The sequence below is a fragment of the Listeria sp. MAN/IMW/UF555 genome (assembly GCF_058684075.1).
Genome location: NZ_JBZWZS010000001.1, coordinates 716,897 through 741,178, shown reverse-complemented (window position 1 = coordinate 741,178; position 24,282 = coordinate 716,897). Strand labels below are relative to the sequence as shown.

At 36.0% G+C, this 24,282-nt stretch carries 23 protein-coding genes and 1 tRNA gene; 22 read left to right on the top strand and 2 right to left on the bottom strand.

The genetic code is table 11. The annotated features are described in order from the left end of the window. Positions 1-61 precede the first annotated feature (61 nt). The 13 genes from AC4PG8_RS03715 to AC4PG8_RS03655 all read left to right on the top strand — a co-directional run bounded on the left by AC4PG8_RS03715 (position 62) and on the right by AC4PG8_RS03655 (position 14,567). Positions 62-1,528, top strand: a complete 1,467-nt coding sequence (locus tag AC4PG8_RS03715) for an NAD-dependent succinate-semialdehyde dehydrogenase (RefSeq protein WP_492170038.1) — start codon at positions 62-64, stop codon at positions 1,526-1,528. A gap of 141 nt (positions 1,529-1,669) precedes the next feature. Then, a complete protein-coding gene (locus tag AC4PG8_RS03710; RefSeq protein WP_003761350.1) occupies positions 1,670-1,975 on the top strand; it encodes a PTS sugar transporter subunit IIB in 306 nt (101 codons plus the stop codon). A gap of 4 nt (positions 1,976-1,979) precedes the next feature. Beyond that, positions 1,980-3,248, top strand: coding sequence for a PTS sugar transporter subunit IIC (locus AC4PG8_RS03705; RefSeq protein WP_185484309.1), 1,269 nt, complete (start codon positions 1,980-1,982; stop codon positions 3,246-3,248). Positions 3,249-3,262: 14 nt separating this feature from the next. Next, complete coding sequence (locus AC4PG8_RS03700) at positions 3,263-3,613, top strand: PTS lactose/cellobiose transporter subunit IIA (protein ID WP_003761354.1); 351 nt, start codon at positions 3,263-3,265, stop codon at positions 3,611-3,613. 11 nt (positions 3,614-3,624) lie between these two features. Next, positions 3,625-5,076 (top strand): glycoside hydrolase family 1 protein, encoded by a 1,452-nt coding sequence (locus tag AC4PG8_RS03695; RefSeq protein ID WP_003766167.1) that lies wholly within the window; start codon positions 3,625-3,627, stop codon positions 5,074-5,076. Between the two features lie 72 nt (positions 5,077-5,148). Then, positions 5,149-7,047 (top strand): BglG family transcription antiterminator, encoded by a 1,899-nt coding sequence (locus AC4PG8_RS03690; RefSeq protein ID WP_160464025.1) that lies wholly within the window; start codon positions 5,149-5,151, stop codon positions 7,045-7,047. Between the two features lie 290 nt (positions 7,048-7,337). After that, entirely contained in the window at positions 7,338-8,909 is a 1,572-nt protein-coding gene (locus AC4PG8_RS03685; RefSeq protein ID WP_010990679.1) for a Vga family ABC-F type ribosomal protection protein, read from the top strand. Between the two features lie 121 nt (positions 8,910-9,030). Further along, positions 9,031-10,071: a permease gene (locus tag AC4PG8_RS03680; protein ID WP_492170037.1), complete on the top strand. Its 1,041-nt coding sequence runs from the start codon at positions 9,031-9,033 to the stop codon at positions 10,069-10,071. A gap of 18 nt (positions 10,072-10,089) precedes the next feature. Beyond that, positions 10,090-10,929, top strand: coding sequence for a TIGR03943 family putative permease subunit (locus AC4PG8_RS03675; protein WP_492170036.1), 840 nt, complete (start codon positions 10,090-10,092; stop codon positions 10,927-10,929). Positions 10,930-11,017: 88 nt separating this feature from the next. After that, complete coding sequence (gene coaA, locus AC4PG8_RS03670) at positions 11,018-11,938, top strand: type I pantothenate kinase (RefSeq protein WP_003761370.1); 921 nt, start codon at positions 11,018-11,020, stop codon at positions 11,936-11,938. Positions 11,939-12,053: 115 nt separating this feature from the next. Beyond that, positions 12,054-12,776, top strand: coding sequence for an ABC transporter ATP-binding protein (locus tag AC4PG8_RS03665; protein ID WP_492170035.1), 723 nt, complete (start codon positions 12,054-12,056; stop codon positions 12,774-12,776). Next, positions 12,776-13,891 (top strand): ABC transporter permease, encoded by a 1,116-nt coding sequence (locus AC4PG8_RS03660; RefSeq protein WP_492170034.1) that lies wholly within the window; start codon positions 12,776-12,778, stop codon positions 13,889-13,891. The genes AC4PG8_RS03665 and AC4PG8_RS03660 overlap by 1 nt, the downstream gene beginning before the upstream one ends. Positions 13,892-13,910: 19 nt before the next feature. Next, positions 13,911-14,567, top strand: a complete 657-nt coding sequence (locus AC4PG8_RS03655) for a TetR/AcrR family transcriptional regulator (protein ID WP_003761377.1) — start codon at positions 13,911-13,913, stop codon at positions 14,565-14,567. 31 nt (positions 14,568-14,598) lie between these two features. Here the strand turns inward: AC4PG8_RS03655 and ltaS are convergent, their stop codons facing one another. After that, positions 14,599-16,560 (bottom strand): lipoteichoic acid synthase LtaS, encoded by a 1,962-nt coding sequence (gene ltaS / locus AC4PG8_RS03650; protein ID WP_003761379.1) that lies wholly within the window; start codon positions 16,558-16,560, stop codon positions 14,599-14,601. Positions 16,561-16,817: 257 nt separating this feature from the next. Here ltaS and AC4PG8_RS03645 point away from each other — a divergent pair, with 257 nt between their 5' ends. The 6 genes from AC4PG8_RS03645 to AC4PG8_RS03620 all read left to right on the top strand — a co-directional run bounded on the left by AC4PG8_RS03645 (position 16,818) and on the right by AC4PG8_RS03620 (position 21,426). Beyond that, a complete protein-coding gene (locus tag AC4PG8_RS03645; protein WP_185512746.1) occupies positions 16,818-17,441 on the top strand; it encodes a DNA-3-methyladenine glycosylase in 624 nt (207 codons plus the stop codon). A 107-nt stretch (positions 17,442-17,548) separates the two neighbouring features. After that, entirely contained in the window at positions 17,549-18,217 is a 669-nt protein-coding gene (locus tag AC4PG8_RS03640) for a class A sortase (protein WP_010990684.1), read from the top strand. A gap of 119 nt (positions 18,218-18,336) precedes the next feature. Continuing rightward, entirely contained in the window at positions 18,337-19,068 is a 732-nt protein-coding gene (locus tag AC4PG8_RS03635) for an MBL fold metallo-hydrolase (protein ID WP_003761386.1), read from the top strand. Between the two features lie 24 nt (positions 19,069-19,092). Next, entirely contained in the window at positions 19,093-20,088 is a 996-nt protein-coding gene (gene lplA1, locus AC4PG8_RS03630) for a lipoate protein ligase LplA1 (protein ID WP_003766187.1), read from the top strand. A gap of 583 nt (positions 20,089-20,671) precedes the next feature. Beyond that, positions 20,672-21,133 carry an NUDIX hydrolase gene (locus AC4PG8_RS03625; protein WP_112119718.1) on the top strand — a complete coding sequence of 154 codons (462 nt, stop codon included), beginning with the start codon at positions 20,672-20,674 and terminating at the stop codon, positions 21,131-21,133. Positions 21,134-21,183: 50 nt separating this feature from the next. Continuing rightward, positions 21,184-21,426 (top strand): hypothetical protein, encoded by a 243-nt coding sequence (locus AC4PG8_RS03620; RefSeq protein ID WP_492170033.1) that lies wholly within the window; start codon positions 21,184-21,186, stop codon positions 21,424-21,426. 189 nt (positions 21,427-21,615) lie between these two features. Here AC4PG8_RS03620 and AC4PG8_RS03615 read toward each other — a convergent pair whose 3' ends face one another. Next, positions 21,616-22,221 (bottom strand): TVP38/TMEM64 family protein, encoded by a 606-nt coding sequence (locus AC4PG8_RS03615; protein ID WP_003761391.1) that lies wholly within the window; start codon positions 22,219-22,221, stop codon positions 21,616-21,618. 220 nt (positions 22,222-22,441) lie between these two features. Here AC4PG8_RS03615 and AC4PG8_RS03610 point away from each other — a divergent pair. The 3 genes from AC4PG8_RS03610 to trmL all read left to right on the top strand — a co-directional run bounded on the left by AC4PG8_RS03610 (position 22,442) and on the right by trmL (position 24,282). After that, positions 22,442-22,512, top strand: a tRNA-Gly gene (locus AC4PG8_RS03610). A 100-nt stretch (positions 22,513-22,612) separates the two neighbouring features. Then, positions 22,613-23,752, top strand: coding sequence for a tRNA epoxyqueuosine(34) reductase QueG (gene queG, locus AC4PG8_RS03605; RefSeq protein ID WP_041918370.1), 1,140 nt, complete (start codon positions 22,613-22,615; stop codon positions 23,750-23,752). Between the two features lie 20 nt (positions 23,753-23,772). Further along, entirely contained in the window at positions 23,773-24,282 is a 510-nt protein-coding gene (trmL, locus tag AC4PG8_RS03600) for a tRNA (uridine(34)/cytosine(34)/5-carboxymethylaminomethyluridine(34)-2'-O)-methyltransferase TrmL (RefSeq protein WP_003766193.1), read from the top strand.

Sequence of the window (24,282 nt, the reverse complement as noted above, 5' to 3'; positions counted from 1 at the left end):
GAAAACACTATTATAAGCAACGATAGATTCGGACAGAAAAATTTACTAAGGAGTGGTATTTTTGAGTATTAAAGAAACAAGCTTACCAAAAGTTCAAACCAAATTATTTATTAATGGAAAATGGATAGATGGCGATAATAAAGAAACAAAAGATATTGTAAATCCAGCAAACGGCGAGGTCATCGCGAAAATTGCTCAAGCAGGACCAAAAGAAACAAAACAAGCGATTAAAGCTGCAAAAGATGCTTTTCCTGATTGGGCGAAAATGGAACTAGCTGACCGTGTTAAACTCTTGCATAATATTGCTGATTTAATGGAAGAACGAGCAGATACTTTAGCAAAAATTATGACCTTAGAACAAGGTAAACCACTAAAAGAATCAAAAGGAGAAGTCTTAACCGGCGCGGAAAACTTCCGATTCGCGGCTGAAGAAGCAAGAAGACTATACGGCGAAACAATCCCAGCACCAAACAACCACGCGTTTATCGTTAAAAAACAACCAATTGGCGTAGTAGCAGCAATTACTCCGTGGAATTTCCCGGGTGGAATGGTGACACGAAAACTCGCACCAGCGCTAGCTACAGGTAATACCATCGTGTTAAAACCATCTGGAGATACCCCGCTTTCGGCTTTAGCTATCTTTGAAATTTTTGAAGAAGCTGGCTTACCAAAAGGCGTTGCTAATATCGTCATGGGAAGCTCGAAAGAAATTGGTGAAACTTTAACAGATAGTGATGATGTCCGCAAATTAACGTTTACAGGCTCGACAAAAGTCGGCCAAACACTATTCAAACAATCTGCTGACACCTTGAAGAAAATCTCGCTTGAGCTTGGGGGGCACGCACCATTTATCGTATTTGCGGATGCTAACCTTGAAGCTGCAGTAGATGATTTAATCGCAGCAAAATTCCGTAACAATGGTCAAGTATGTGTATCACCAAACCGCATCTTTGTCGCAAAAGAAATCAAAGAAAAATTCACTAAAACATTAGTCGCTAAAGTAGAAAAACTAAAAGTCGGTAACGGTTTAGACGACGTAAATGTTGGTCCGCTTATTCGCGAAGATGCCATCGACAAAATCGACAAACAACTTAAAAACGCGACAGATAAAGGCGCCAAAGTCCTAACTGGTGGCGAACGTTTAACTGGCTCTGACTACGACAAAGGTAATTTCTATAAACCAACTGTTTTAGATAACGTCACTCGTGAAATGGACATCTTTTATGAAGAAACATTCGGCCCCGTAATTCCACTTATCGTTTTTAAAAATGAAGATGAAGCAATTGAAATGGCGAATGATAGCGAATTCGGTCTAGCATCTTATTTCTATACAAAAGATTTAGCACGCGTTGAAAAAGTCGGTGCAGCTCTAGAGTATGGTATGGTTGGTGCAAACGAAATCGCTATATCCAATCCAGAAACTCCATTTGGTGGTGTGAAACATTCAGGATTTGGCCGCGAAAATGGTCATTATGGAATGGAAGAATACATCCAAGTGAAATTCATTAACTTAAAATATCGTGATTAAATCAAACGAGCATGGAACTCCTTCCTATCAAGCGAAGGGGTTCTTTTTTGCGTACTTTCCTACCAGTAGGAAAAAAGTATATTTGTAAGCGGATTCAGTCATTTATATAATAAAAGTAAGTTAAGGAAAGGGAGGATACAAATGAAAAACATTTTACTCATTTGTGGGTCAGGAGCTTCAAGTGGATTTATGGCAGCCGCAATTAGAAAAGCCGCAAAAAAACGCGGAGAAAAAGTAACCGTGAAAGCAGCTAGTGAGTCTCAAATTGATGAAAGAATAAACGAAATCGACTATTTACTCATCGGACCACATTTAGCCTATATGTTAGATGATTTAAAGCAAAAAGTAGCTGATAAAGATGTTTTAGTATCAGTCATTCCACAAGCAACATACGGCACACTTAATGGCGAAAAAGCACTTGATCTCATTTTAAATATGGAGGGATAAAACGATGAACAACAAAGTGATGGATTTTATGACAAATAAATTTGCTCCAAAAGTAAATAAAGTTGTTAAAAATCCTTGGGTATCAGCAATTCAAGATGCAATTATGTCTGCGCTTCCACTCGTTTTTGTCGGTTCTTTAGTAACCATCGTTTCACTTCTTAAAAATTTATTTCCAGGTATGCCAGATTTTTCGATGATAAGTAATTTTTCGTTTGGGATGTTCGGTTTAGTTGTAGCATTTTTAATCCCGTATTATCTGATGGAGAAAAAAGGGAATAGCAGTCAAAAATTAATTTCCGGAGCTACTGGACTTGTATTATTTTTAATGTTACTATTTCCGACTATTTCAGCAGATGGAGACGCGGTTTTCATTTTATCTAGATTTGGGGCAACTGGAATGTTCTTGTCGATTACAACGGGACTATTTGTTGGTTGTGTAATGAATTTTGCGGCGAAACGTTCGCTCTTCAGTGAAGATACGCCAATACCTGATTTCGTTGTCGGCTGGTTTAACAGTTTACTACCAATTACTTTTATTTTAATCGTTGGTTGGTTAATTACAGTTCAATTTAATATCGATTTCTTTGAAGTTATTGTGGCTGTGTTTAGCCCACTCGCATCGATTGTACAATCTTATCCGGGCTTTGTGCTTTCGGTTTTCATTCCCGCTTTTCTTTATACATTCGGGATTTCTGGATGGGTAATGATGCCAGCGATTTATCCAGTTTATATGGCAGGACTCGCAGAAAACTCACAAGCCGTAGCAAATGGCGCAAGTGCATCAAATATCGCAACACAAGAAACAGTGTACGCTTTAATTTCAATCGGCGGGGTGGGTACAACCTTATCACTTTCGATTATGATGCTGATTTTAAGTAAATCTTTACAGCTAAAAGCAATCGGAAAAGCAGTTATTGTTCCGTCAATTTTTAACATCAACGAACCATTATTCTTCGGAGCACCAATTGCCTTCAATCCATACTTAATGATTCCAACGTGGATTAATGCTTTCTTAGTTCCAAGCATCGCCTATTTCGTTATGTCGATGAACTTAGTGAGTATCCCCACGCAATCATTCTTGCTATGGTACATGCCTTACCCAGTAACATCTTATCTCGCAACACAAGACTTCCGCGCGGTTATTGCTTGTCTAGCGATTATCGTCATCACATGGCTCGTCTATCTGCCATTCTTTAAAGCATACGATAACTCTTTACTAAAACAAGAAAAACTAGATGCAGTAGAAGCAGAGAAAGAAATGGTAACAAATTGATTGGAGGAACTAAAATGTCAGAGCAAGACTATGTTGAAGAAACAGATAGTTTAAATGAACTATCCATGAATATTTTAATCCATGCAGGAAACGCAAGAAATGATTTAGTAAAAGGTCTCAATCACTTAGAAGAATTAGAATTTAACGAAGCAGAGGAATTAATCGCCTCTGCAAAAAAAGAAATTGTCATTGCGCATAGTCTGCAAACAGATACACTACAACTAGAAGCTTCAGGCAACCAAATCCGCTATTCAACTCTATTCTGTCATGCCCAAGATACTCTAATGACAGCAAAAAGTGAAATACTAATCGGCGAACATATGCTACGTTTATTCAAAAAAATGACCGAACTTACGAAAAAATAGGAGGTACAAGTATGTTTGAAAATTATCAGTTTCCAAAAGACTTCTTATGGGGTGGAGCTATCGCAGCCAACCAAGCAGAAGGTGCATTTAAAGTAGATGGAAAAGGAATTAGTTTAGCAGATTTACACAAATATCATAAAGGTAAAACAAACGATGAAATTAGCGAAGAACAGCATAAAGGCGTAAGTTTAGCAGATATTAAAGCAAGCATAGAAGATAAAGTGAACTATTATCCGAAACGCCACGGTATTGATTTTTACCATACTTATCCAGAAGATTTAGCTCTTCTTGCTGAAATGGGTTTTAAAACATTTCGAACTTCGATTGACTGGACGCGAATTTTCCCAACTGGAGAAGAAGAGGAACCAAATGAAGCAGGTTTAAAATATTACGATCAATTAATCGATAAAATAATCGAACTTGGCATGGAACCAATTATTACCATTTTGCATTATGAAACTCCAGTAGAGATTGTCTTAAACCATGGCGGATGGCATAATCGGAAAGTCATCGATCTGTTTGAAAAATACGGCAAAACCGTACTAGATCGTTACAATAAAAAAGTGAAATATTGGATTGTTATTAACCAAATTAATTTAATCCAGTTTGAACCATTCAACTCCACTGCCATTCCATATGATGCTGTCGATGATTATTTATCAGCAACGTATCAAGCAGTTCATAATCAATTTGTCGCTAGTGCGAAAATTTATGAATACGGCAAAGCGTTGAATCCAGATTTAATGATTGGTACGATGCTGGCAGATTGCACAGCCTACCCATACTCATGTGACCCAGACGATATTGTGCTTGCAATGAAACGTAATCGGATGGAATATTTCTTCGCAGACGTGCAGTTCCAAGGAGAATATCCACAATATGCGCTTAATTATTTTGCTGAAAATAATATTACAATTGAAATCACAGAAGAAGACAAAGCTATTTTACAAAAAAACACGATGGACTATCTAGCACTTTCTTATTATTATTCGCAAATGGTCGATTCCAAGAAAAATGATTTGGATCCTGCTTCAATCACCCCAAATCCGCACTTAAAAGCAAATCCGTGGGGCTGGGCTGTAGATCCGAAAGGGCTATATAATGCTCTGTCACAATACTGGGATAGATACCATAAACCAATCATTATTGCAGAAAACGGCTTCGGAATGTACGACGAATTAGACAATGGCGAAATCCATGATGATTACCGCATTGATTATTTATCTGCCCATTTAAAAGAAATGAAACGCGCGATGTATGACGGGGTAGAAGTGATCGCATATTGTGCATGGGGCCCAATTGACATCGTTAGTTGTTCTTCCGCTCAAATGGAAAAAAGATACGGTTTCATCTACGTTGATTTAGACAACGAAGGGAACGGTACAGGCAAAAGAATTAAAAAAGACAGCTTTTCATGGTATAAAAAAGTAATAGAGTCTAATGGGGAAGACCTAGAAGTTTAATGTAACAGAAGCGCCAGTTGTGGTAGTTGATAGCTAAAACAACTGGCTTTCGATATATAGGGGGTAACAGGAATGGATACTCAAAAAGAAATACTAGCTTATTTGTATAAACAAGAAGACAAGTGGGTTACCTCAAATGAGTTAGCAGATTTTTGCGAGTGTACAACAAGAACCATTCGCAATAATATCTACAAAATAAATGAAGCAACGCCAAATTTAATTAATTCAACCAAACAAGGCTATCAAATTAACCGAGCGATTCACTTCGATTTTCAAGCAGAAAGCGACGTTTCAGAACGGAAATCTAAATTATTACTAGAATTAATTAAAAACTCCACCAAAGGCGTTGATTTATTTGATCTCGCAGATATTCTATTTATTTCAGAAGTCACTTTAAAAAAAGATATTCAACAATTAAAAAACGAACTAAAAGAAGCAAACGTACAGATTGTCATTGATAAAAATCAAATTAAACTCGTCGGAAAAGAGCGCGCCAAAAGAAAGTATATGATTTCTTTATTATATGAAGAAGGCGGCTACCGTGAAAGCATCAAAGGCCACATCCAAGAAATGCTGGAAATAGTTTCGATTGATAAACTCCAAAGTATCGTAAAAGAAGTTCTAGCAGAAGAAGCTATTACAACTAATCAATATTCGATGATGAATATTGTGTTGCATTACGCCATCAGTATCGTCCGGATCCAACAAGGCAATACGCTCATCGAAACGCAAAAAACGCTTATTAGAAAACACTCTAAAGAATATGAAATCTCAAAAAAAATAGCCGGAATCCTCTCAGAAGAATACCAAATACATTTTTCAGAAGCAGAAACAAAGCAACTTGGCCTTCTTTATGTTGGGCTTCAAAACGAGCAAGCAGCCAATGCCAACCAAGCTGAATTAGAACAATTTGTCGATAAAAAAATCATTGAAGCACTTAAAATAGTACTCACCAATGTGGAAGAAATGTACCTCATTGATCTTCAAAACGAGCAACTTTTTATTAAACTTGCCATCCATGTACAAAGCTTATATTACCGTTCGCGTTACAAAGCTTATACAAGAAATTTAAGTTTACTTGATATTAAAACCTCTTATCCAGTAACCTTTGACATCGCAGTTTACATTTCCTCTTTACTACAAGAAAAACTAGCAATTGACTTTAACGAAGACGAAATTTCTTTTATTGCGTTGCATATCGGTTCTTTTTTAGAAAGCGAAAATCGTGATTATATCAAACTAGAAATCGGTATTCTTGTTGACGACTACCATGATTTAAAAACCAATATGCTAAAAAAACTACGCTCCTTATTTGAAAACGATGCGACAATAGAAGTCATTGAAAATGAGAGATGCGATGAACAATACGATATTATTTTAACGACAAACCGAGATACCGCTCTCGAAAAAGCAGGTTCGATTTTTATTCACCCATTACTCACAGCGAAAGACATTAAAAAAATTACAAGCAGAATCCATACCAAGAAAAAAATGCTTGAAAACAACCTACTTGGACAACAAATTGACCGCTATATCGTCCCGTCACTCTATTCTAATCAAATCGACCCCTCAGAACTCACCCCTCAAAAAATAAGAGAACAAATGGTGTCTAAAATGGAAAAGGAGGCTTTTGTAAAACCAGATTTTAAAGAAAAAGTTGAAAAAAGAGAACAAATGGCACCAACCAGTTTCCCGTCAGGCATTGCGATACCCCATTCAATCAAAAACGATGCCATTCGCAGTGGCGTTTCGATGATGACGCTCCAAGAACCGATTTATTGGAACGACGTCAAAGTAAAAATGATTGCCCTCGTCGCCATCAGCAAAAAAGATGCCAATGAATTTAACGATTTCTTTGAAAAATTTGTGGAAATTGTTTCTGAACCAATCAACGCCAAACGCTTATCGATGACAGAAAGTTTCACAGAGTTTATCCAAAAACTAAAAATGATGGTGGAAGAAAGTGAATAAATGGTCACAAATTAAGCCGTGTAATTTAAGCTGCACGGCTTTTTTAGCTTGAAGGATTTACTAAATTGAGCTATAATGAAAACATCAAACGAAAAGGAGTGTTATCTTAAGCCAATGAAATTCTAATCCTGTATTATATGAAAAAATGAAGAAAGCTATCCAATTCTTGGGTAGAAACTATTTTTTCGGACGGGATTCGTATGTTCATTTCGCATGATAACTCTAGCTATAGCCTTTTTTGGCGTAGTTTCGCGGATTCCTCTCTGAAAATATTCAGGAGGTTATTTTTTATGTCAATAATCGAAATAAACCAATTAAAAATAGAAATAGGGGACAGAACTTTAGTAGAAATCCCTCACCTGTTAGTAGATAAAAAAGCAAGAATCGGCATCATCGGTCAAAACGGCTTAGGAAAAACAACGCTCATGGAAGTAATCGCTGGCGTTAAAGAAGCCACATCAGGAAACATTACTTCATACGGGAAACTCGCCTATATCAAACAACTTCACACTGATAAAAGCACACAAAGCGGCGGGGAAAAAACAAGAAAAGCAATTCAACATGCCATGCGCCAAAATCCAAGTATACTTTTAGCAGACGAACCGACGAGCAATCTAGATGTCGAAAGCGTCAAACATTTAGAACGGCAGTGGAGCGATTTTCACGGCGCCCTAATGATTATTTCCCATGATCGCGCCTTTTTAGATGCACTTTGCACAGAAATATGGGAAATTAAAAATCAAGAAATCCACGTCTACAAAGGAAACTATCACGCTTATTTAGAACAAAAAAAACTACAAGAAAACCAAGCAGAACTTGCCTACAAAGAATTTAAAAACAAAAAGAAACAACTACAAGCATCACAAAACTATCACGAAATTGAAGCAGGACGAATTGTAAAACCAGGGAAACGACTAAATAACAAAGAAGCAAGCGCCTTTAAAGCTGGAAAAGGCACACAACAAAAGAAACAACATAGTACAATTAAAGCGCTAGAAAAACGGATTGAACGGCTTGGCAATGTCGAAAAACCACGCACTACAAAGCCAATTAAAATCGTCACACCCGATAACCGATTAATAAAAAAAGGCAGTACGATCTTAAGCGCAAAAGAAGCAACCTTCGAAATTGCAGGAAAAACACTGTTTGAAGCAAAAGCGTTCTCGATAAAAGCAGGAGATAAAGTAGCACTTATCGGTGAAAATGCTAGCGGTAAAACCACTTTTTTAAGAGAAATTATCCAAGAAAATCCAACTATAACTTGTAACAATCAAGCTAAAATCGCTTATTTTGATCAAGAATTAAAAGGATTAGATTTAGCGAAGACGCTCATAGAAAACATCACAGATAGGAGCGTTCAAACACAACAAGTAAACAGAGATGTGCTTGGAAGTATGCATTTTAAAGAAAGTGATTTGCATAAAGAAGTCGGGATGCTTTCTGGTGGAGAACGAGTGAAATTACTTCTTAGTATGCTTCTTGTTAGTGATGCGAACTTCCTGATACTCGATGAACCGACCAACTATTTGGACATCTATGCAATGGAAGCTCTGGAAATGCTCATAAAACAATTTACCGGAACAGTGTTATTTGTTTCTCATGATAGAACGTTTGTAAATCAAGTTGCAGAAGAATTACTCGTGATTGAAAACAACCAAATGACTTTCCACAGAATGACCTTCTCAGAATACGAAGAAAGTAAAGCCCCAAGTCGTGTAACAGAAGAAGATAAATTGATTTTAGAAATGCGAATGTCAGAAATTGCTGCGAAACTCATGCAACCGAATTTAAAACCAGCAGAAAAGGCAATTCTCGAACAAGATTATCAAGAAATTATCACAAAAAGACAACAATTTAGTTAGATTGTTGTCTTTTTATTCGTGCAAAATAAAAAATATAGTCATTTATCTTTTACTTGATTTCTTCAAAAGATAGGCTTAGAATCAAATAGTTATTAAAAAGAGTAAAGAAAGAAGGAATCCTATGTTTAGTCACTTGCCGGATTCATTCCTACAAATGAATACCATTTTTATTTCTATTTTGATAGAGGCGCTGCCGTTTGTATTAATTGGCGTATTTATTGCTGGTTTTATTCAAATGTTCATTTCTGAAAAATTTATTGCTCGCGTTATTCCAAAAAATAAAATCCTAGCAGTCATTGTCGGCTCGCTTATTGGTGTATTTTTCCCATCCTGTGAATGTGGCATTGTGCCGATCGTTCGTAATCTACTTGCAAAAGGGGTACCGCTTCATGCTGGAATTGCCTTCATGCTCACAGCTCCAATTATTAACCCCGTTGTCTTATTTTCCACCTATGTTGCATTTGGAAGCACTTGGGAAGTTCCGCTTTTACGTGTTGCCGGGAGCCTTGTAGTAGCACTCGTTGTCGGGAATATTATCGCTTATTTTTATAAAGGAACTGGTTTGAAAGAACGGTTTTTAAAATATGAAGCTGCCAGTGAAAAAGTTGCTGTTCCAGCTGGAAACTTAGCCCTTGCAGGAGGTCCGAGTGGGGATGTAACAACAACGAAATTTCAAGTTCTAGCAACAGAAGGAGCTCAGGCTGAACCAGAGCACGACCATGCGCACCATCATCACGGTGAAGAGCATACACATGAAAAAATGTCTTTTAGTCAAAAAGTTTGGCATACCGTACAGCATGCAGTTGACGAATTCTTTTCTGTCGGCAAGTATCTAGTTTTTGGTGCTTTAATTGCCGCAGCGATGCAAACATATATTAAAACTTCGACGCTTGTATCCATTGGACATGGCCCGATCTTATCTATTTTATTAATGATGGTTCTAGCATTTGTTTTATCATTATGTTCTGAAGCAGATGCATTTATTGGCGCTTCATTCCGTAGTGTATTTTCCACGCAATCAATCGTTGCATTTTTAGTGTTTGGCCCGATGCTCGATATTAAAAATTTAATGATGATGTTAGGAGCATTTAAAGCAAAATTTGTCTTATTAATTGTTACAAGTGTAACGATTGTCGTCTTTTTATACGCCTTGGTTATTTAACAGAAAGCAGGTGAACACATGTTTCGAGTTTTTATTTTATTTGGATTTGGCTTTTATTTGATGCAGCTACATATTTCTGGTGACATCAGTAAATATATTAATATGAAATACGCTTATTTATCTTTTTCAGCAATGATTGCGGCATTTTTGCTTGCAATTATTCAGCTTATTATGGTTTTTCGTGATGAAGATATTGGCGCAAAAACAGCGCATATGGGACATACCCATGACGGCGAAAATACTATTTTGAAAAAAATCATGGTTTACGGTTTACTTTCTTACGCATTAATTGCGGGATTTTTATTTCCAGTCGCAACACTTGATTCAACCATCGTTTCCGCAAAAGGCTTTCATTTTCCGAAAAATAATGCTGCGGGCGATGACCCTTATGCCCAAAATCAGTTTTTAAGACCTGATACAAGTGGTTATTTTGGAGAAACAGATTATGAAAAAATGATGGCGAAAGAAAAAGCCGAAATCATCGATCAAAATCCAATCAAAGTAACCGATAGCAACTATTTAATGACAATGGAAATTCTCTATAACTATCCTGGTGAGTTTACTGGTAAAGAAATCGAATTTACCGGTTTTGTCTATAACGATGAAGTGACAAAAGATAATAATTTATTCTTATTTCGATTTGGAATTATTCATTGTGTAGCGGACTCTGGCGTATTTGGCATGCTTGTCCAAATGCCCGAAAAGACCAATTTCAAAAACGACACCTGTCTTACAGTAAAAGGAACGATCACTCAAGAGTACTATTCACCATTTAAAATGAATATCCCATCTGTACAAGTAGATAGCTATAAAGAAGTAGCAAAACCAAAATCAGTTTATGTCTATCGTAAATATTAAATCGCTACTTGCGGATTTATGCGGCTTGAGTTATCCTTAAATAAAGCTGTTTACGTTTTCACGAATGAATAAAAGGATGGAACATTGAATGAATGATTACAACCACTACTTTCATTTCCCACGAGAAGAATGGCGCAAGCTGGAAGTGAGTAAGGACCAAATTTTAACTGCAGAGGAACTGGAAGAAATACGTGGTTTAAATGACCGAATTTCTTTACAAGACATCTCTGAAATCTATTTACCACTAATCAAACTAATTGCAATCCAGTACCATGAAGCAATTTTTATTCATGGTGAAAAAATGGAATACTTAAAGAAAAAAGAATCACGTGCCCCTTTCATTATCGCCTTAGCAGGTAGTGTGGCAGTGGGGAAAAGTACAACCGCGCGTGTTTTTAAATTAATGCTAGATCGTTGGTTTTCTAAAACAAGGCAAGTCGAGCTTGTAACAACAGACGGATTTCTCTATCCTAATAAGGTTTTAGAAGAACGCGGTATCATGGACAAAAAAGGTTTCCCCGAAAGCTACGACCGCGACCGCTTTGCTAAGTTTCTAACCGACTTAAAAGCAAATAAAGAAGACGTTGAAGTACCACTTTATTCGCATTTCACCTATGATGTTTTAGACGAAACTCGCATGATGCATAATCCAGATATTGTCATCATTGAAGGAATTAATGTACTTCAAGCTGACCAACATGAGAGCCTATATCCGAGTGATTTCTTTGATTTCTCTGTCTATATGGATGCTAATGAAGCTGATATTAAGAACTGGTATTTAGAACGTTTCTTCATGCTTCGCGAAACAGCTTTCCAAGACGAAAGCTCGTATTTCCACCCATATACGAAAATTAGTAAAAAAGAAGCAGAAACATTTGCGTTAGGTGTTTGGGATACAATCAATGGCGTCAATTTAAAAGAAAACATCGAGAAAACAAAGTACCGAGCGGATTTAGTTCTTCATAAAGGAACAGATCACCTTATTTCAGATATTTATTTACGAAAATAACCGAGTGCAGATAGAAGGAAACTTCTTGATGCGTTCGGTTTTTTCTTTACATTTAAAAAAATCCGAGTACAATATAAAGTGAGTAATCACTCATTTTTAAAAAGGAGGGAAACTAATGGCAGAAATAGCAATTGATGTTTCGAATTTAGATGTAAAAATCGGCAAGAAACCAATTTTATCAGATATGTCTCTCGAAATAGAGAAGGGCGAAATATTCGGCTTAATCGGTCCATCTGGCGCTGGTAAAACAACTCTTGTTAAAACCATCATCGGTATGGAAAAAGCAACAAGTGGCCAAACCAAATTATTAGGAAATGTAATGCCAAACTTGCCGGTAATTAGCAAAATCGGTTATATGGCTCAATCAGATGCACTGTATACTGATTTAACAGCCAAAGAGAACCTAGATTTTTTTGCTTCACTTTATTCTATTAAGGGCGCTGCTAAAAAAGACCGAATCAACTATGCGACGAACCTGGTTAATTTACAAAACGATTTAACAAAAAAGGTGAATAATTTTTCAGGTGGAATGAAACGCAGGTTGTCTCTCGCTATTTCTGTCCTTGCAGATCCTGATGTTTTAATATTAGATGAGCCAACAGTCGGAATTGATCCAGAACTAAGAAAAACCATTTGGGAAGAACTGGACGATCTTAAAGCAAACGGCAAATGTATCCTTGTGACGACGCACGTGATGGATGAAGCCGAAAAATGCGATAGACTTGCAATGATAAGAAATGGAAAAATAATCGCCATAGGGACCCCACAAGAGCTCTCAAGTAAAACTTCATCTGGCAAACTAGAAGATGCCTTTTTAGAGTTTGGAGGGAAGGACTAATGCGAATTTTAGCTATTGTTAAACGGATCGTCAATCAATTCAGGCGTGATAAACGGACGCTTGCTTTAATGTTTCTTGCGCCACTTTTACTTATTACATTACTAACTTACTTATTTGAAGGCGATACAGTGAAGCCAGTTGTCGGAGTGAACGGACTTTCGAGTTCCATGGTAAAAGAACTAAAAGAAAATGATTTAACAATTAAGACTTATCCAGACAACACGAACGCAACTGCGAAAATTAAAGACGCTGATCTTGACGCGTTTTTTCAACAAGATGGCGAGAAAATCAAAGTGACATACGAAAATAGTGAACCAAGCTTAAGTAAAGAAATCGGTTTAAAACTACAAAAAGCATTGATGGCCGAGCAACAAATTCAAGTAAAGAAACAAGCCAAAACAACAGGAGAAGCGCTTGCCAAAGCTGGAATTGATCCAAACTCGCTTCCCGTACTTACAAACAACCCTGAAAAGCTAACCATTTCAACCGATTACGTTTATGGCGATAAAGATACTAGCTTTTTTGATACAATTAGCCCGATTTTCATTGGCTTTTTCGTATTCTTCTTCGTTTTTCTAATCGCCGGGATTTCATTCTTAAGAGAACGAACAACAGGTACGCTTGAACGACTCATGGCAACCCCAATTAAACGTATCGAACTAGAACTAGGGTATTTGATAGGCTTTGGCATATTTGCCTTACTACAGTCTATCTTAGTCGCAGTTTTTTCCATCCAAGTGCTCGGCATGATGCAAAACGGATCCTTATTTTATGTTTTACTCATTACGCTAACACTCGGAATGGTGTCACTCGCACTAGGTATCTTACTTTCAACGTTTGCTAATAATGAATTTCAAATCGTGCAATTTATCCCCATCGTTATTGTGCCCCAAGTGTTATTCTGTGGGATTTTCCCGCTCGATGGCATGGCAGATTGGCTCGTATGGATTGCACATATTATGCCGCTATACTACGGAGCAAATGCACTAACATCCATTATGGTAAAAGGAGAAGGATTTGCCTCATTTGCAAATGATTTTTATATTTTACTAGGATTTGTAATCATCTTCGTCGTACTAAATATTTTTGCATTAAAAAAATACCGGAAAGTTTAATTAGAGAGGAAGAATAAAAGTGGATGCAGAAGGAGATATCTTGCGTCAAATGCTTGATTTGACGGAAAAAGAAACTAAAATGAGCGATAAACAGCGCCGAATTGTAGCAGCTTCTATTGAATTGTTTGCGGAAAAAGGCTATGCTGGAACATCGACAAATGAAATAGCAAAAAAAGCGGGCGTAGCTGAAGGAACCATTTTCAGACATTATAAAACAAAAAAAGATTTATTGATGGCAATCACGATGCCAACATTGATTGGGGGAGTTATCCCATTTTTAGCTCAAAGCTTTGTTAAAGAAGTTTTTGAAAGTGAGTATCCAGATTTCCAGTCATTTATTCGCGAAATAATTGTTAACCGTTTTGAATTTGCAAAAGAGAATGGTAAAGTCATCAAAATATACTTTATGGAATTATTTTATCATGATGAACTTAGAGCGCAGTTTTCTCAAATTTTTATGACGCATGTAAAAGGGCAGTTTGACCAAATGATTGATTTTTATAAGGCACGCGGAGAAATTGTCGACATGCCAAATAGTACGATTATGAGGGCGCTTATTACAAATATAGTCGGCTTTATGTTGACAAGGTTTGTTGTGATGCCAGATGCTAACTGGAACGACGCAAAAGAAATAGATGATACAGTTTCTTATATTATGAGAGGCTTAGGTAAATAAAAAAGAGTCCAGCATTAGCTGGACTCTTTTTTTATTTAGTAGAAGAATCAGTTGATTTCTTCTTATTATAGTTGTATTTACTTGGATCTACTTTTTTGAAGCCATCAGGAGCATAGAATCGTAATAAATCTCCTTGTAACACAGAATCAGAAAGCTCTAATTCTTTGGATACCTTCTCTTTTGTTTCTTTCATTTCTTTTGTTTCTGTCGCAATTGGTTCACCCGTTTGTTGGTTATACATGTTACCACCAATCATAGAGTAAGTTGGTGTTATATAATCACCATTTCTAAATGGAACCAGTTGTTTGTGATCTTTTGAAAGTAAGTCAGTACCAAATTGCAAGTATTCTTTGTTATCCACACCAAGTAAGTGAAGCAGGGTAGGTAGTAAGTCAACTTGACCACCATATTGTTCTTGGACTCCACCTTCAACACCTGGAACATGAATCATTAAAGGTACACGTTGCGCTTGGGCATTTTCGAAAGTGTTATAGTCTTTGCCAAGAATTTTTGTCATTGCTTCTTCGTGGTTATCGGAAATACCATAATGGTCACCATACATAATAATTACAGAGTTATCGTAAAGACCAGTTTTCTTCAAGTAATCAACAAAGCTCTTCACAGATTCGTCTAAATAACGAGCTGTTTGGAAGTACGTATCTACCGAAGAATCACCAGTTGTCGCTGGAGCAATCGAAGCATCCTTCTCATCAATTGGATAAGGGAAGTGATTGGTTAGCGTGATGAATTTCGTATAGAATGGTTGTTTCAAGGATGAAAGATATTTTTCAGATTCTTGGAAGAAAGGTTTATCTTTTAGACCATAGTTAGAAACATCCGCGTCATTCATATCATAGTAACTAGCATCAAAGAAATTATCGTAACCAAATTGTTTATAAATTTCATCACGATTCCAGAAGCTCTTATAGTTACCGTGGAAGACAGCACTAGTATATCCTTGTTGACCTAAAATAGCTGATGCTGATTCATAAGTGTTTTGTCCTTTTGTAGTAAAGGCAGAACCTTGAGGCAAGCCATAAAGCGAGTTCTCAAGTAACATTTCGGAGTCAGCTGTTTTACCTTGACCTGTTTGGTGGAAGAAGTTTGTAAAGCTCAGTGTATTTTTATCTTTAAAGAAAGAGTTAATATACGGCGTTACTTCTTCTCCGTTAAGTTTATAATTCACTAAGAATTGTTGGAAACTTTCTAAATGAATATAAATAACGTTTTTGCCTTTTGCTTTACCGAAATATTCCGGATTTGGCGCGGCGTATTTTGATTTAGTGTAGTTAAGTACCTCCGTAACATCACTACTATCAGCAAGTGCACGCTGTGTAGATGACTCAGTACTTTTCACTGCATCATAGATTTGGTAGTTAGTCATACCAAGATATTTTACAATATAATTTCTATCAAAAGTTCTTGTTAAAAGTTGCGGACGATCGATTTCAGCAAGTCCTAAGTTAGCAAAGAACATCGCGATACCAAGCGTTAAAACACCAACAACTTTTCTAGCACGGATTCGAGCAGTTTTATCAGGTTTTACAAAGCGGAAAGCAAGTAGTGCAATTAAAATAATAATATCCGCGAAGTAAATAATATCGTGCCAGCTGAGTAACGCTGTGATACTACTACCCATGTCGCCCATGTTTTGCATTTGTTTTGCGTTTAGATTCGGAAGCGTAATGAAATCACTAAAGAATCGATAATAGACAATATTTGCGTAAAGAATAAAGCTCATTAAAAAGTCAATGACAACGATCCAGATAAATGAACGACGTCCTTTAGCAAAAAGTGCGAGACCTAAGAAGAACACAGCCCCACTCAATGGATTTATGAACAGCAAAATTTGCTGCATAAGGTTCTCAATACCAAGTTTAAATTCAAGTTGATATGCAATATACGTTTTTAGCCAATAAAGAATGACGGCTAGAACAAAAAACCCATAATTTTTGCTTAAAAACGTTTGGATTTTTATTTTCCAATCCTTCATGAAACACCTCTCCTACACACTATTTACTCGTTTTAATTGTTGTTTTTGAAATGAAAAAAAGAAGCTGTAATATGTAAAAAAACAATTTCATACAGCACCCACTTTAACATAATTCTAACACAAGATTAATAAAAGGCAAGTTATAACACATACGTCTGAAGTAGGATTTATTAACAAATAGGCTTATTTAACTAGTCAAAAAAGAACCATTTTGGATAGAATTCTGCTAGAATAAAAAGTGAAATAGGAGGTATAAAATGAACGCTAAAATCACTCCAACTTTTTTTGAAAATAGAACCACTATTGAATTAGCTAGAGATATAATAGGGATGAGACTCGTGCATGAAATAGGTAATTATACTCTTTCTGGTTATATTGTTGAAACGGAAGCCTATCTCGGGGCAACAGATATGGCAGCCCATAGTTTTAAAAACTTACGAACCAAACGGACTGAAGTAATGTTCGGCACTCCAGGAACGATTTATACGTATCAAATGCACCAGCAAGTATTATTAAACTTTATTACGATGCGAGAAGGCATTCCGGAAGCTGTTTTAATTAGAGCATTAGAACCAACGGAAGAGTCTATCGATCAAATGGAACAAAATCGTTTGTTGAAAACTGGCTTTGAATTAACGAACGGCCCGGGTAAATTAACGCAAGCTTTAGGATTAAGTATGCAAGATTATGGGAAAACTCTTTTTGATAGCAATATTTGGTTAGAAAGGGCAAAAGTGCCACATATAATAGAAGCAACTAATCGAATTGGTGTTCCAAATAAAGGTATCGCGACCCATTATCCTCTAAGGTTCACAGCTAAAGGAAGCCCGTATATTTCAGCGCAACGTAAAAGACAAATTTCAGACTATATTTGGGAATAACTTTACAAATTTGTCACAGGTGCAAAAATACTTCAATAAGGCGGCTGATTTCCTTTGCTTCATCAGAGTAGCTACTATATAATGAAATAGTTACAAGGAGGAATAATATGTTAAAGAAAACAATCGCAATCGTTATTTTAATCATCGGTTTACTATTAATTTTTTCCCCATTCATTAAAAACGGCATTGTAAAATATATGAGTGGCCATGAAACAATCGATCAATACAATGCATCCGATTTAAAGAAAAACAATGACAAAGACGCTACATTTGATTTTGAAAGTGTACAACTTCCATCTATGACCTCTGTCATCAAAGGTGCAGCAGACTATGACAAAGATGCCGTTATTGGCTCGATAGCTGTTCCTTCTGTAGACGTTAACTTACTAGTATTTAAAGGAACCAACACTGCTAATTTACTTGCAGGAGCAACAACCATGCGTTCTGACCAAGTAATGGGTAAAGGCAACTATCCATTAGCGGGGCACCATATGCGTAATGAATCAATGCTATTTGGCCCAATTATGAAGGTAAAAGAAGGCGACAAGATTTACCTGACTGACCTCGTAAATTTATATGAATATACAGTTACTGAAACAAAAACAATTGATGAAACAGAAGTAAGCGTGATAGATAATACGAAAGACGCTAGAATCACATTAATCACATGTGATAAGCCAACGGAAACGACGAAACGATTTGTCGCAGTTGGCGAACTAGATAAAACAGAAAAACTAACAAAAGAACTAGAGAATAAATATTTCCCTAGTAAATAAGTAAAATTTTAAAAAGACAGCAGATTTTCTAGGCTGTCTTTTTTTCTGGATAATTTCTCCTTTTATTATAAATGTTGTATCATATAAATGAGGTTAATTTTGAGAAAGGAAGTGCAGTAATGAAACTAACCGTTTTTGGACATTGGGGCGGATATCCGGTAGCGAACGAAGGAACATCAAGTTATTTGCTAGAAGAAGCTGGATTTAAGTTATTAATTGATGTGGGGGCAAGTGCCGTTTCCATCATGCAAAACTTCATTGATCCTGATGACATTGATGCCGCAATAATTTCTCATTACCATCCAGATCATGTAGCAGACGTAGGAATTTTGCAGCACATTCGTTTGTTGTCGCAAAAAAAGGAAAAACCACCTGTCTTACCTATTTATGGGCATAAAGAAGATGAACGTGGCTATTCTTATTTAGAAATGGCGAATGTAACAAAAGCAGTGGAGTATAAAGCAGATGACACACTTGAAATCGGACCGTTTAAAGTAACCTTCTTAAAAACAGTCCATCCAGTACCTTGTTATGCGATGCGAATTGAAGCAGCTGGAAAAATCTTTGTATACACCGCAGACAGCGCTTATCAAGATAGTTTTATTCCTTTTGCAGAAAACGCAGATTTACTCGTAACAGATACGAATTTTTTCCATGATTTAGCTGGGAAAACAAAAGTTCATATGGCAAGTACCGAAGTCGCAAAAATTGCTAAAGAAGCAAATGTGAAATCGTTACTCCTTAGCCATTTGCCAGAAGTTGGTGATTTAGAAGTATTGAAACAAGAAGCAGCAGCTATTTACACCGGAGAAATTGCGCTCGCATCAAAAGGATTTACGAAAACATTTTAATATAGAGGAAAAGGGGTTAGGGGTATGTATTTTATAGATAATAATAATGAAAAAGATCCGCGGATTAATTTAGCAGTTGAGGAATTTATTTTAACCGAATTGAAGTTAGATGAACCGGTTTTACTTTTTTACATTAATAAGCCATCGATAATTATTGGTCGGAATCAAAATACGGTAGAAGAAATCGATACAGAATATGTCGAGAAAAATGACGTAATTGTGGTGCGTAGACTTTCAGGTGGTGGCGCTGTTTATCATGATGAAGGTAACTTGAATTTTAGTTTTATTACAGATGACGACGGTGAATCGTTCCATAATTTTGCGAAGTTTACACAACCGATTGTGGAAGCTCTTAAACGTTTAGGCGTAAATGCGGAATTAAAAGGACGTAATGATTTATTAATCGATGGTTTTAAAGTATCAGGAAATGCGCAATTTGCAACGAAGGGGAAAATGTTCTCGCACGGTACTTTAATGTATGATTTGAACTTAGATAATGTCGCTGCATCACTAAAACCACGTAAAGATAAAATTGAATCAAAGGGAATTAAGTCAGTTCGAAGTCGTGTAGCGAATATTTCTGATTTTATGGATCAAGAAATGACTACCGAAGAATTCCGCGATTTATTATTGCTTTACATTTTTAACGTGGAAAAAGTAGAAGATGTGAAAGAATACAAATTAACCGCTGCAGATTGGGAAAAAATCCATGAAATTTCTGCTAAGCGTTATGGCAATTGGGACTGGAACTATGGAAAATCTCCAAAATTCGATTTAACACGGACAAAACGTTTTCCAGTTGGAGCAGTCGATGTCCGCTTAAACGTACAAAAAGGAGTTATTACAGATATTAAGATTTTTGGTGACTTCTTTGGCGTAAAAAATGTGGCGGATATTGAGGAGAAATTAGTCAACACAACTTATAAACGTGAAGCATTGGCCGAAGCTTTAGCAGATATAGAAGTAAAAGAATACTTTGGTAACATTACAAAAGATGAATTTTTAGATTTACTTTATTAAAAAAAGAAAGCACGCATTCCGCGTGCTTTCTTTACGATTATAAAAAACAGATACACTCTAAGAATTGAATAGAGGATATCTGTTTTTTTACTTATAAGCAAGGATTTAAGAAAGTACGTTTTTTGTAATTTATTATTCATTTGAATGGTTTCTTTTCCGTTTGTTTGGTGCTATTTATTTTGATGTTCACTAAAACAATTACAGATTTTTGATAAAACTTGATCTTTAAAATTCTTTCCTGTGTGGGTTAGAAAATTCAAACAAAATTTATTATGAATTTTTCTCAATAATCTAAGTTTAGTTATTTGGTTCTAAAGCCATAGCTATGAAGTTCAATATTAATTTACTTTTATAGGGTTGGAAATTATGGTATAACGAATTGAAACACTTATTTGATAATAACGTGTTTTAGTTCTGAACAAAAAAGGCTATCTTGTTGTTTTAAATAGCAAAATGCTATCTATTATGATTCCAGTAGAGGAGCTAAATTAAAAAACTTTGGGAGTGATAGTTTTTTTCATAGTAACTAGATTTGGAAAAATAGAACATTTTCGTTTAACGAAAAAAGGAAGGTGGAAATAGTATGGATTATATCAAATGGATTCGAGGGAAAGTAGGGAATGAAAAAATCATATTAAATTTTGTTAGTGGTTATTTTATAAATACCGAAGGAAAGATTCTATTGCAAAAAAGAAATGATAAAAATATGTGGGGATTTCCTGGAGGAGCAATTGAACTTGGCGAATCTTTTGAAGAAGCGATAATTAGAGAGTATTTTGAAGAGACGGGGCTGCGTGTCAAGGTTAAGTCACTAATTGGTATTTATTCAAAATATGAAGACAACTATCCAAATGGTGATGAAGCTCAGCCGTTATCAATTTTTTTTGAATTAGAATATGTGGACGGAGAAATATCTATAAAAGATGAGGAAACAATTGAACTTAGATACTTTGCAGTTGAAGAGATACCTAATCTGGTTAATAAGCAACATGAAGACTTTCTGTGCGATTTGAAGAGATTCAATGGGCAAGTGTTTATAAGATAGGAAACAGGTGGAAATAATGCAGAATGTTCTTGTGGATAATACTATTTATTATGTTAGCCACTATTGGTGAGCTTATTTATTCACCAGTTTTAAATGCTGAAGAAGTAAGGTTAATTCCTACTAATCAAAGAGGTATATATGCAGCTGTTTCCTCATTTAAATTTACTGGTGGAGATTTTATTTCAAAACTAGGGATTATTATCGGGGTTATTAAAACCACGGGGAATGAGTTTGCTTATGGCAGTAATTTTAATTTTAGAATCAATATTAATAATAGGTTCTTTGTTTTATAGTAAAGCTTGAATTTAAAAATACTCTGTAAATTAATTGAATTATATCAGAAGGTTACACTGAATTTGATTTTGTTTAAGGAGAAAGTATAAAGAAGATAATATATAATTAATGAATGAGATGATTAATTTGATAATGGTAGTGTGACTTAAATAAAAAAAAGAAAGCACGCAGAATGCGTGCTTTCTTTTTTATTTAAGGTTTTTTCCTGACATCCAATGTTCCAGCCGTTTTCCGACAAACCATAAAATAACGACAGAAACTGCTAAAATAGCCAGTTTAAGTGGTTGGTGAATTAAGTCTACGAAATCATAACCAATATAGCTAATCGCAAAGACTTTGATTAATTTCCCACCTACAAGCGCTAAGATAAATTGGTAAACTTTTATTTTAGAGAGACCTGCAACGATATTTACAGCAGAAGATGGTGTAAAAGGCATTACAAGTAAAATGAAAATCGGACTAAAACCATGTCTATCAATCCATTCCATTACTCGTTTAATTTGTTTGTGTCCGGAAATAAATCGCAAAAATCGAGTCTGCCCAAATTTTCGAGCTAACAAGAAAACACATAAACTACCTGCAATTGCAGCTGTAACGGATATTAAAAAGCCGCCAAACAGTCCATATGCGTTAACGTTAACTACAACAAAAACAATAAATGGTAAAAAAGGTAAAAACGCTTCAATAAAAGGTAAGAAAAAAGCTAAAAGTGGACCTAAATTCCGATACTCACTTAGCCAGTACATTAAATTATCATAAGAAAAGAAATTCATCATATCCTGCCAAAATGTCATAAGCAAGCCTCCAGTAGTCTTTTAAAACATACTTTATTTTCTCACATAAAAATGATAAAGCGCTAATAAAACAGCTTGAATATAGTTAAAATCCTAGTAAATCAACCAGGATTTTAATTATATATTATTTTTACAAAGAAATTCCAGAAAAAGTCTTGTCAAAACTAACATAGAATGGTATTATATAAAAGTTGTTAAAACACTAAGAACTACTTACTGTGCGGGTGTAGTTTAGTGGTAAAACTACAGCCTTCCAAGCTGTTGTCGTGGGTTCGATTCCCATCACCCGCTTTATATTTTTTATAAATCCTGTTATCAACGCAGTGTTTCGACCTTTCTAAGCGAAGCATTGCGTTTATTTTATTGCCTGAAAATAAGGAAAGGGGGAATGATGATAGTGAAGCCAGAATCAAATTACGCAGCGCTAAAAGAAGAGTTAATTGCTTATGCACATGAAATTGGAATTCAAAAAATTGGTTTTACGACAGCAGACCCTTTTTTATTTTTAAAGGAACGGTTATTAGAAGCTGAAGCGTTAGATCTTTTTACAGGGTTTGAGCATCCGGTTATTGATGAGCGTGTTTATCCAGAGCTTATTTTCAAAGAACCCCAGTCGATTATTGCTATTGCACTTGCTTACCCATCTAAATTAAAAGAAGCGCCTACCAGCAAAAAAGAAGCAAGACGTGGCGTTTTTGCTAGAGCTTCGTGGGGCATCGATTATCATACTGTTTTACGAGAAAAATTAGCTCTACTGGAACAATTTTTAAGTGAGCGTTTGCCTGATGTACGAATGAAATCTATGGTAGATACCGGTGAATTATCGGATGTGGCTGTGGCAGAACGAGCTGGCATTGGTTGGCGCGGGAAAAACACGCTGCTTATAACGCCAGAATTCGGCTCTTGGGTTTATTTAGGGGAAATGATAACCAATATTCCTTTTGAACCAGATACGCCTGCTAGCGACTTGTGTGGCAGCTGCAACCAATGTGTTAAAGCTTGTCCAACAGGTTCCTTGTTAGGTGAAGGGAAAATGAATCCGAAAATATGTTTAAGCTACCTCACCCAAACAAAAGACTTTCTAGATGAAAAATATCGCGAAGTATTGCATAATCGTTTGTATGGCTGTGATACTTGTCAGGTAGTTTGTCCATATAATCGTGGTCATGATTTTCATTTTCATGAGGAAATGGAGCCGGACCCGGAACTTGTTCGTCCCGAGTTAAAGCCACTGCTACATATTTCAAATCGCGCTTTCAAAGAGCAGTTTGGCGATATGGCTGGTTCATGGCGCGGGAAAAAGCCAATCCAACGAAATGCGATAATTATTTTAGCTCGTTATAAAGATAAAACCGCAGTACCAGACTTAATTGATTGCTTGGAAAATGATCCGAGACCAGTCATTCGAGGAACCGCTGGATGGGCTTTACGTAAAATTGGCGGGGAACAAGCTGAAGAAGCTGTCCAAAAAGCGCTCCAAAACGAACAAGATGAACAAGTACTCCAAGAATTAACAGCAATACCAAATTAATAGAAACCAGGTGAAAAGAAATGCCAAACCATATCGTACTATATCAACCAGAAATCCCTGCAAACACAGGAAATATCTCAAGAACATGTGCTGGAACAGATACTTATTTACATTTAATTCGTCCACTTGGTTTTTCCACAGATGATAAAATGTTAAAACGTGCCGGACTGGACTACTGGGATAATGTGAAACTTTCCTATTACGATTCCCTAGATGAGTTTTTCGAAAAAAATGCCGGTGGAGAATTCTACTATATTACTAAATTCGGACGGCATGTTTATAGTGACGTTGACTATAGTGATCCAAATAAAAATTATTTCTTTGTTTTTGGAAAAGAAACTACTGGTTTGCCTGATGAACTTTTACAAGCAAATGAGGAAAATTGTTTACGAATTCCAATGACAGATCATATTCGGTCTTTAAATTTATCTAACACCGCAGCAGTTTTAGCATATGAAGCGTTACGTCAACAGAGTTTTGGCGCGCTTTTACAAGAACCAAATTACGATCGGAAAATATTTAAAGACTAA

Excerpts from the sequence above, each read along its gene's own strand:
- AC4PG8_RS03710 (WP_003761350.1), top strand. The coding sequence starts at position 1,670 with ATGAAAAACATTTTACTCATTTGTGGGTCAGGAGCTTCAAGTGGATTT.
- lplA1 (WP_003766187.1), top strand. The coding sequence starts at position 19,093 with ATGTATTTTATAGATAATAATAATGAAAAAGATCCGCGGATTAATTTA.
- AC4PG8_RS03645 (WP_185512746.1), top strand. The coding sequence starts at position 16,818 with ATGAACGCTAAAATCACTCCAACTTTTTTTGAAAATAGAACCACTATT.
- AC4PG8_RS03705 (WP_185484309.1), top strand. The coding sequence starts at position 1,980 with ATGAACAACAAAGTGATGGATTTTATGACAAATAAATTTGCTCCAAAA.
- AC4PG8_RS03685 (WP_010990679.1), top strand. The coding sequence starts at position 7,338 with ATGTCAATAATCGAAATAAACCAATTAAAAATAGAAATAGGGGACAGA.
- trmL (WP_003766193.1), top strand. The coding sequence starts at position 23,773 with ATGCCAAACCATATCGTACTATATCAACCAGAAATCCCTGCAAACACA.
- AC4PG8_RS03675 (WP_492170036.1), top strand. The coding sequence starts at position 10,090 with ATGTTTCGAGTTTTTATTTTATTTGGATTTGGCTTTTATTTGATGCAG.
- AC4PG8_RS03690 (WP_160464025.1), top strand. The coding sequence starts at position 5,149 with ATGGATACTCAAAAAGAAATACTAGCTTATTTGTATAAACAAGAAGAC.
- AC4PG8_RS03680 (WP_492170037.1), top strand. The coding sequence starts at position 9,031 with ATGTTTAGTCACTTGCCGGATTCATTCCTACAAATGAATACCATTTTT.
- AC4PG8_RS03640 (WP_010990684.1), top strand. The coding sequence starts at position 17,549 with ATGTTAAAGAAAACAATCGCAATCGTTATTTTAATCATCGGTTTACTA.
- AC4PG8_RS03660 (WP_492170034.1), top strand. The coding sequence starts at position 12,776 with ATGCGAATTTTAGCTATTGTTAAACGGATCGTCAATCAATTCAGGCGT.
- AC4PG8_RS03665 (WP_492170035.1), top strand. The coding sequence starts at position 12,054 with ATGGCAGAAATAGCAATTGATGTTTCGAATTTAGATGTAAAAATCGGC.
- AC4PG8_RS03700 (WP_003761354.1), top strand. The coding sequence starts at position 3,263 with ATGTCAGAGCAAGACTATGTTGAAGAAACAGATAGTTTAAATGAACTA.
- coaA (WP_003761370.1), top strand. The coding sequence starts at position 11,018 with ATGAATGATTACAACCACTACTTTCATTTCCCACGAGAAGAATGGCGC.
- queG (WP_041918370.1), top strand. The coding sequence starts at position 22,613 with ATGATAGTGAAGCCAGAATCAAATTACGCAGCGCTAAAAGAAGAGTTA.
- ltaS (WP_003761379.1), bottom strand. The coding sequence starts at position 16,560 with ATGAAGGATTGGAAAATAAAAATCCAAACGTTTTTAAGCAAAAATTAT.
- AC4PG8_RS03625 (WP_112119718.1), top strand. The coding sequence starts at position 20,672 with ATGGATTATATCAAATGGATTCGAGGGAAAGTAGGGAATGAAAAAATC.
- AC4PG8_RS03620 (WP_492170033.1), top strand. The coding sequence starts at position 21,184 with ATGTTAGCCACTATTGGTGAGCTTATTTATTCACCAGTTTTAAATGCT.
- AC4PG8_RS03615 (WP_003761391.1), bottom strand. The coding sequence starts at position 22,221 with ATGACATTTTGGCAGGATATGATGAATTTCTTTTCTTATGATAATTTA.
- AC4PG8_RS03695 (WP_003766167.1), top strand. The coding sequence starts at position 3,625 with ATGTTTGAAAATTATCAGTTTCCAAAAGACTTCTTATGGGGTGGAGCT.
- AC4PG8_RS03635 (WP_003761386.1), top strand. The coding sequence starts at position 18,337 with ATGAAACTAACCGTTTTTGGACATTGGGGCGGATATCCGGTAGCGAAC.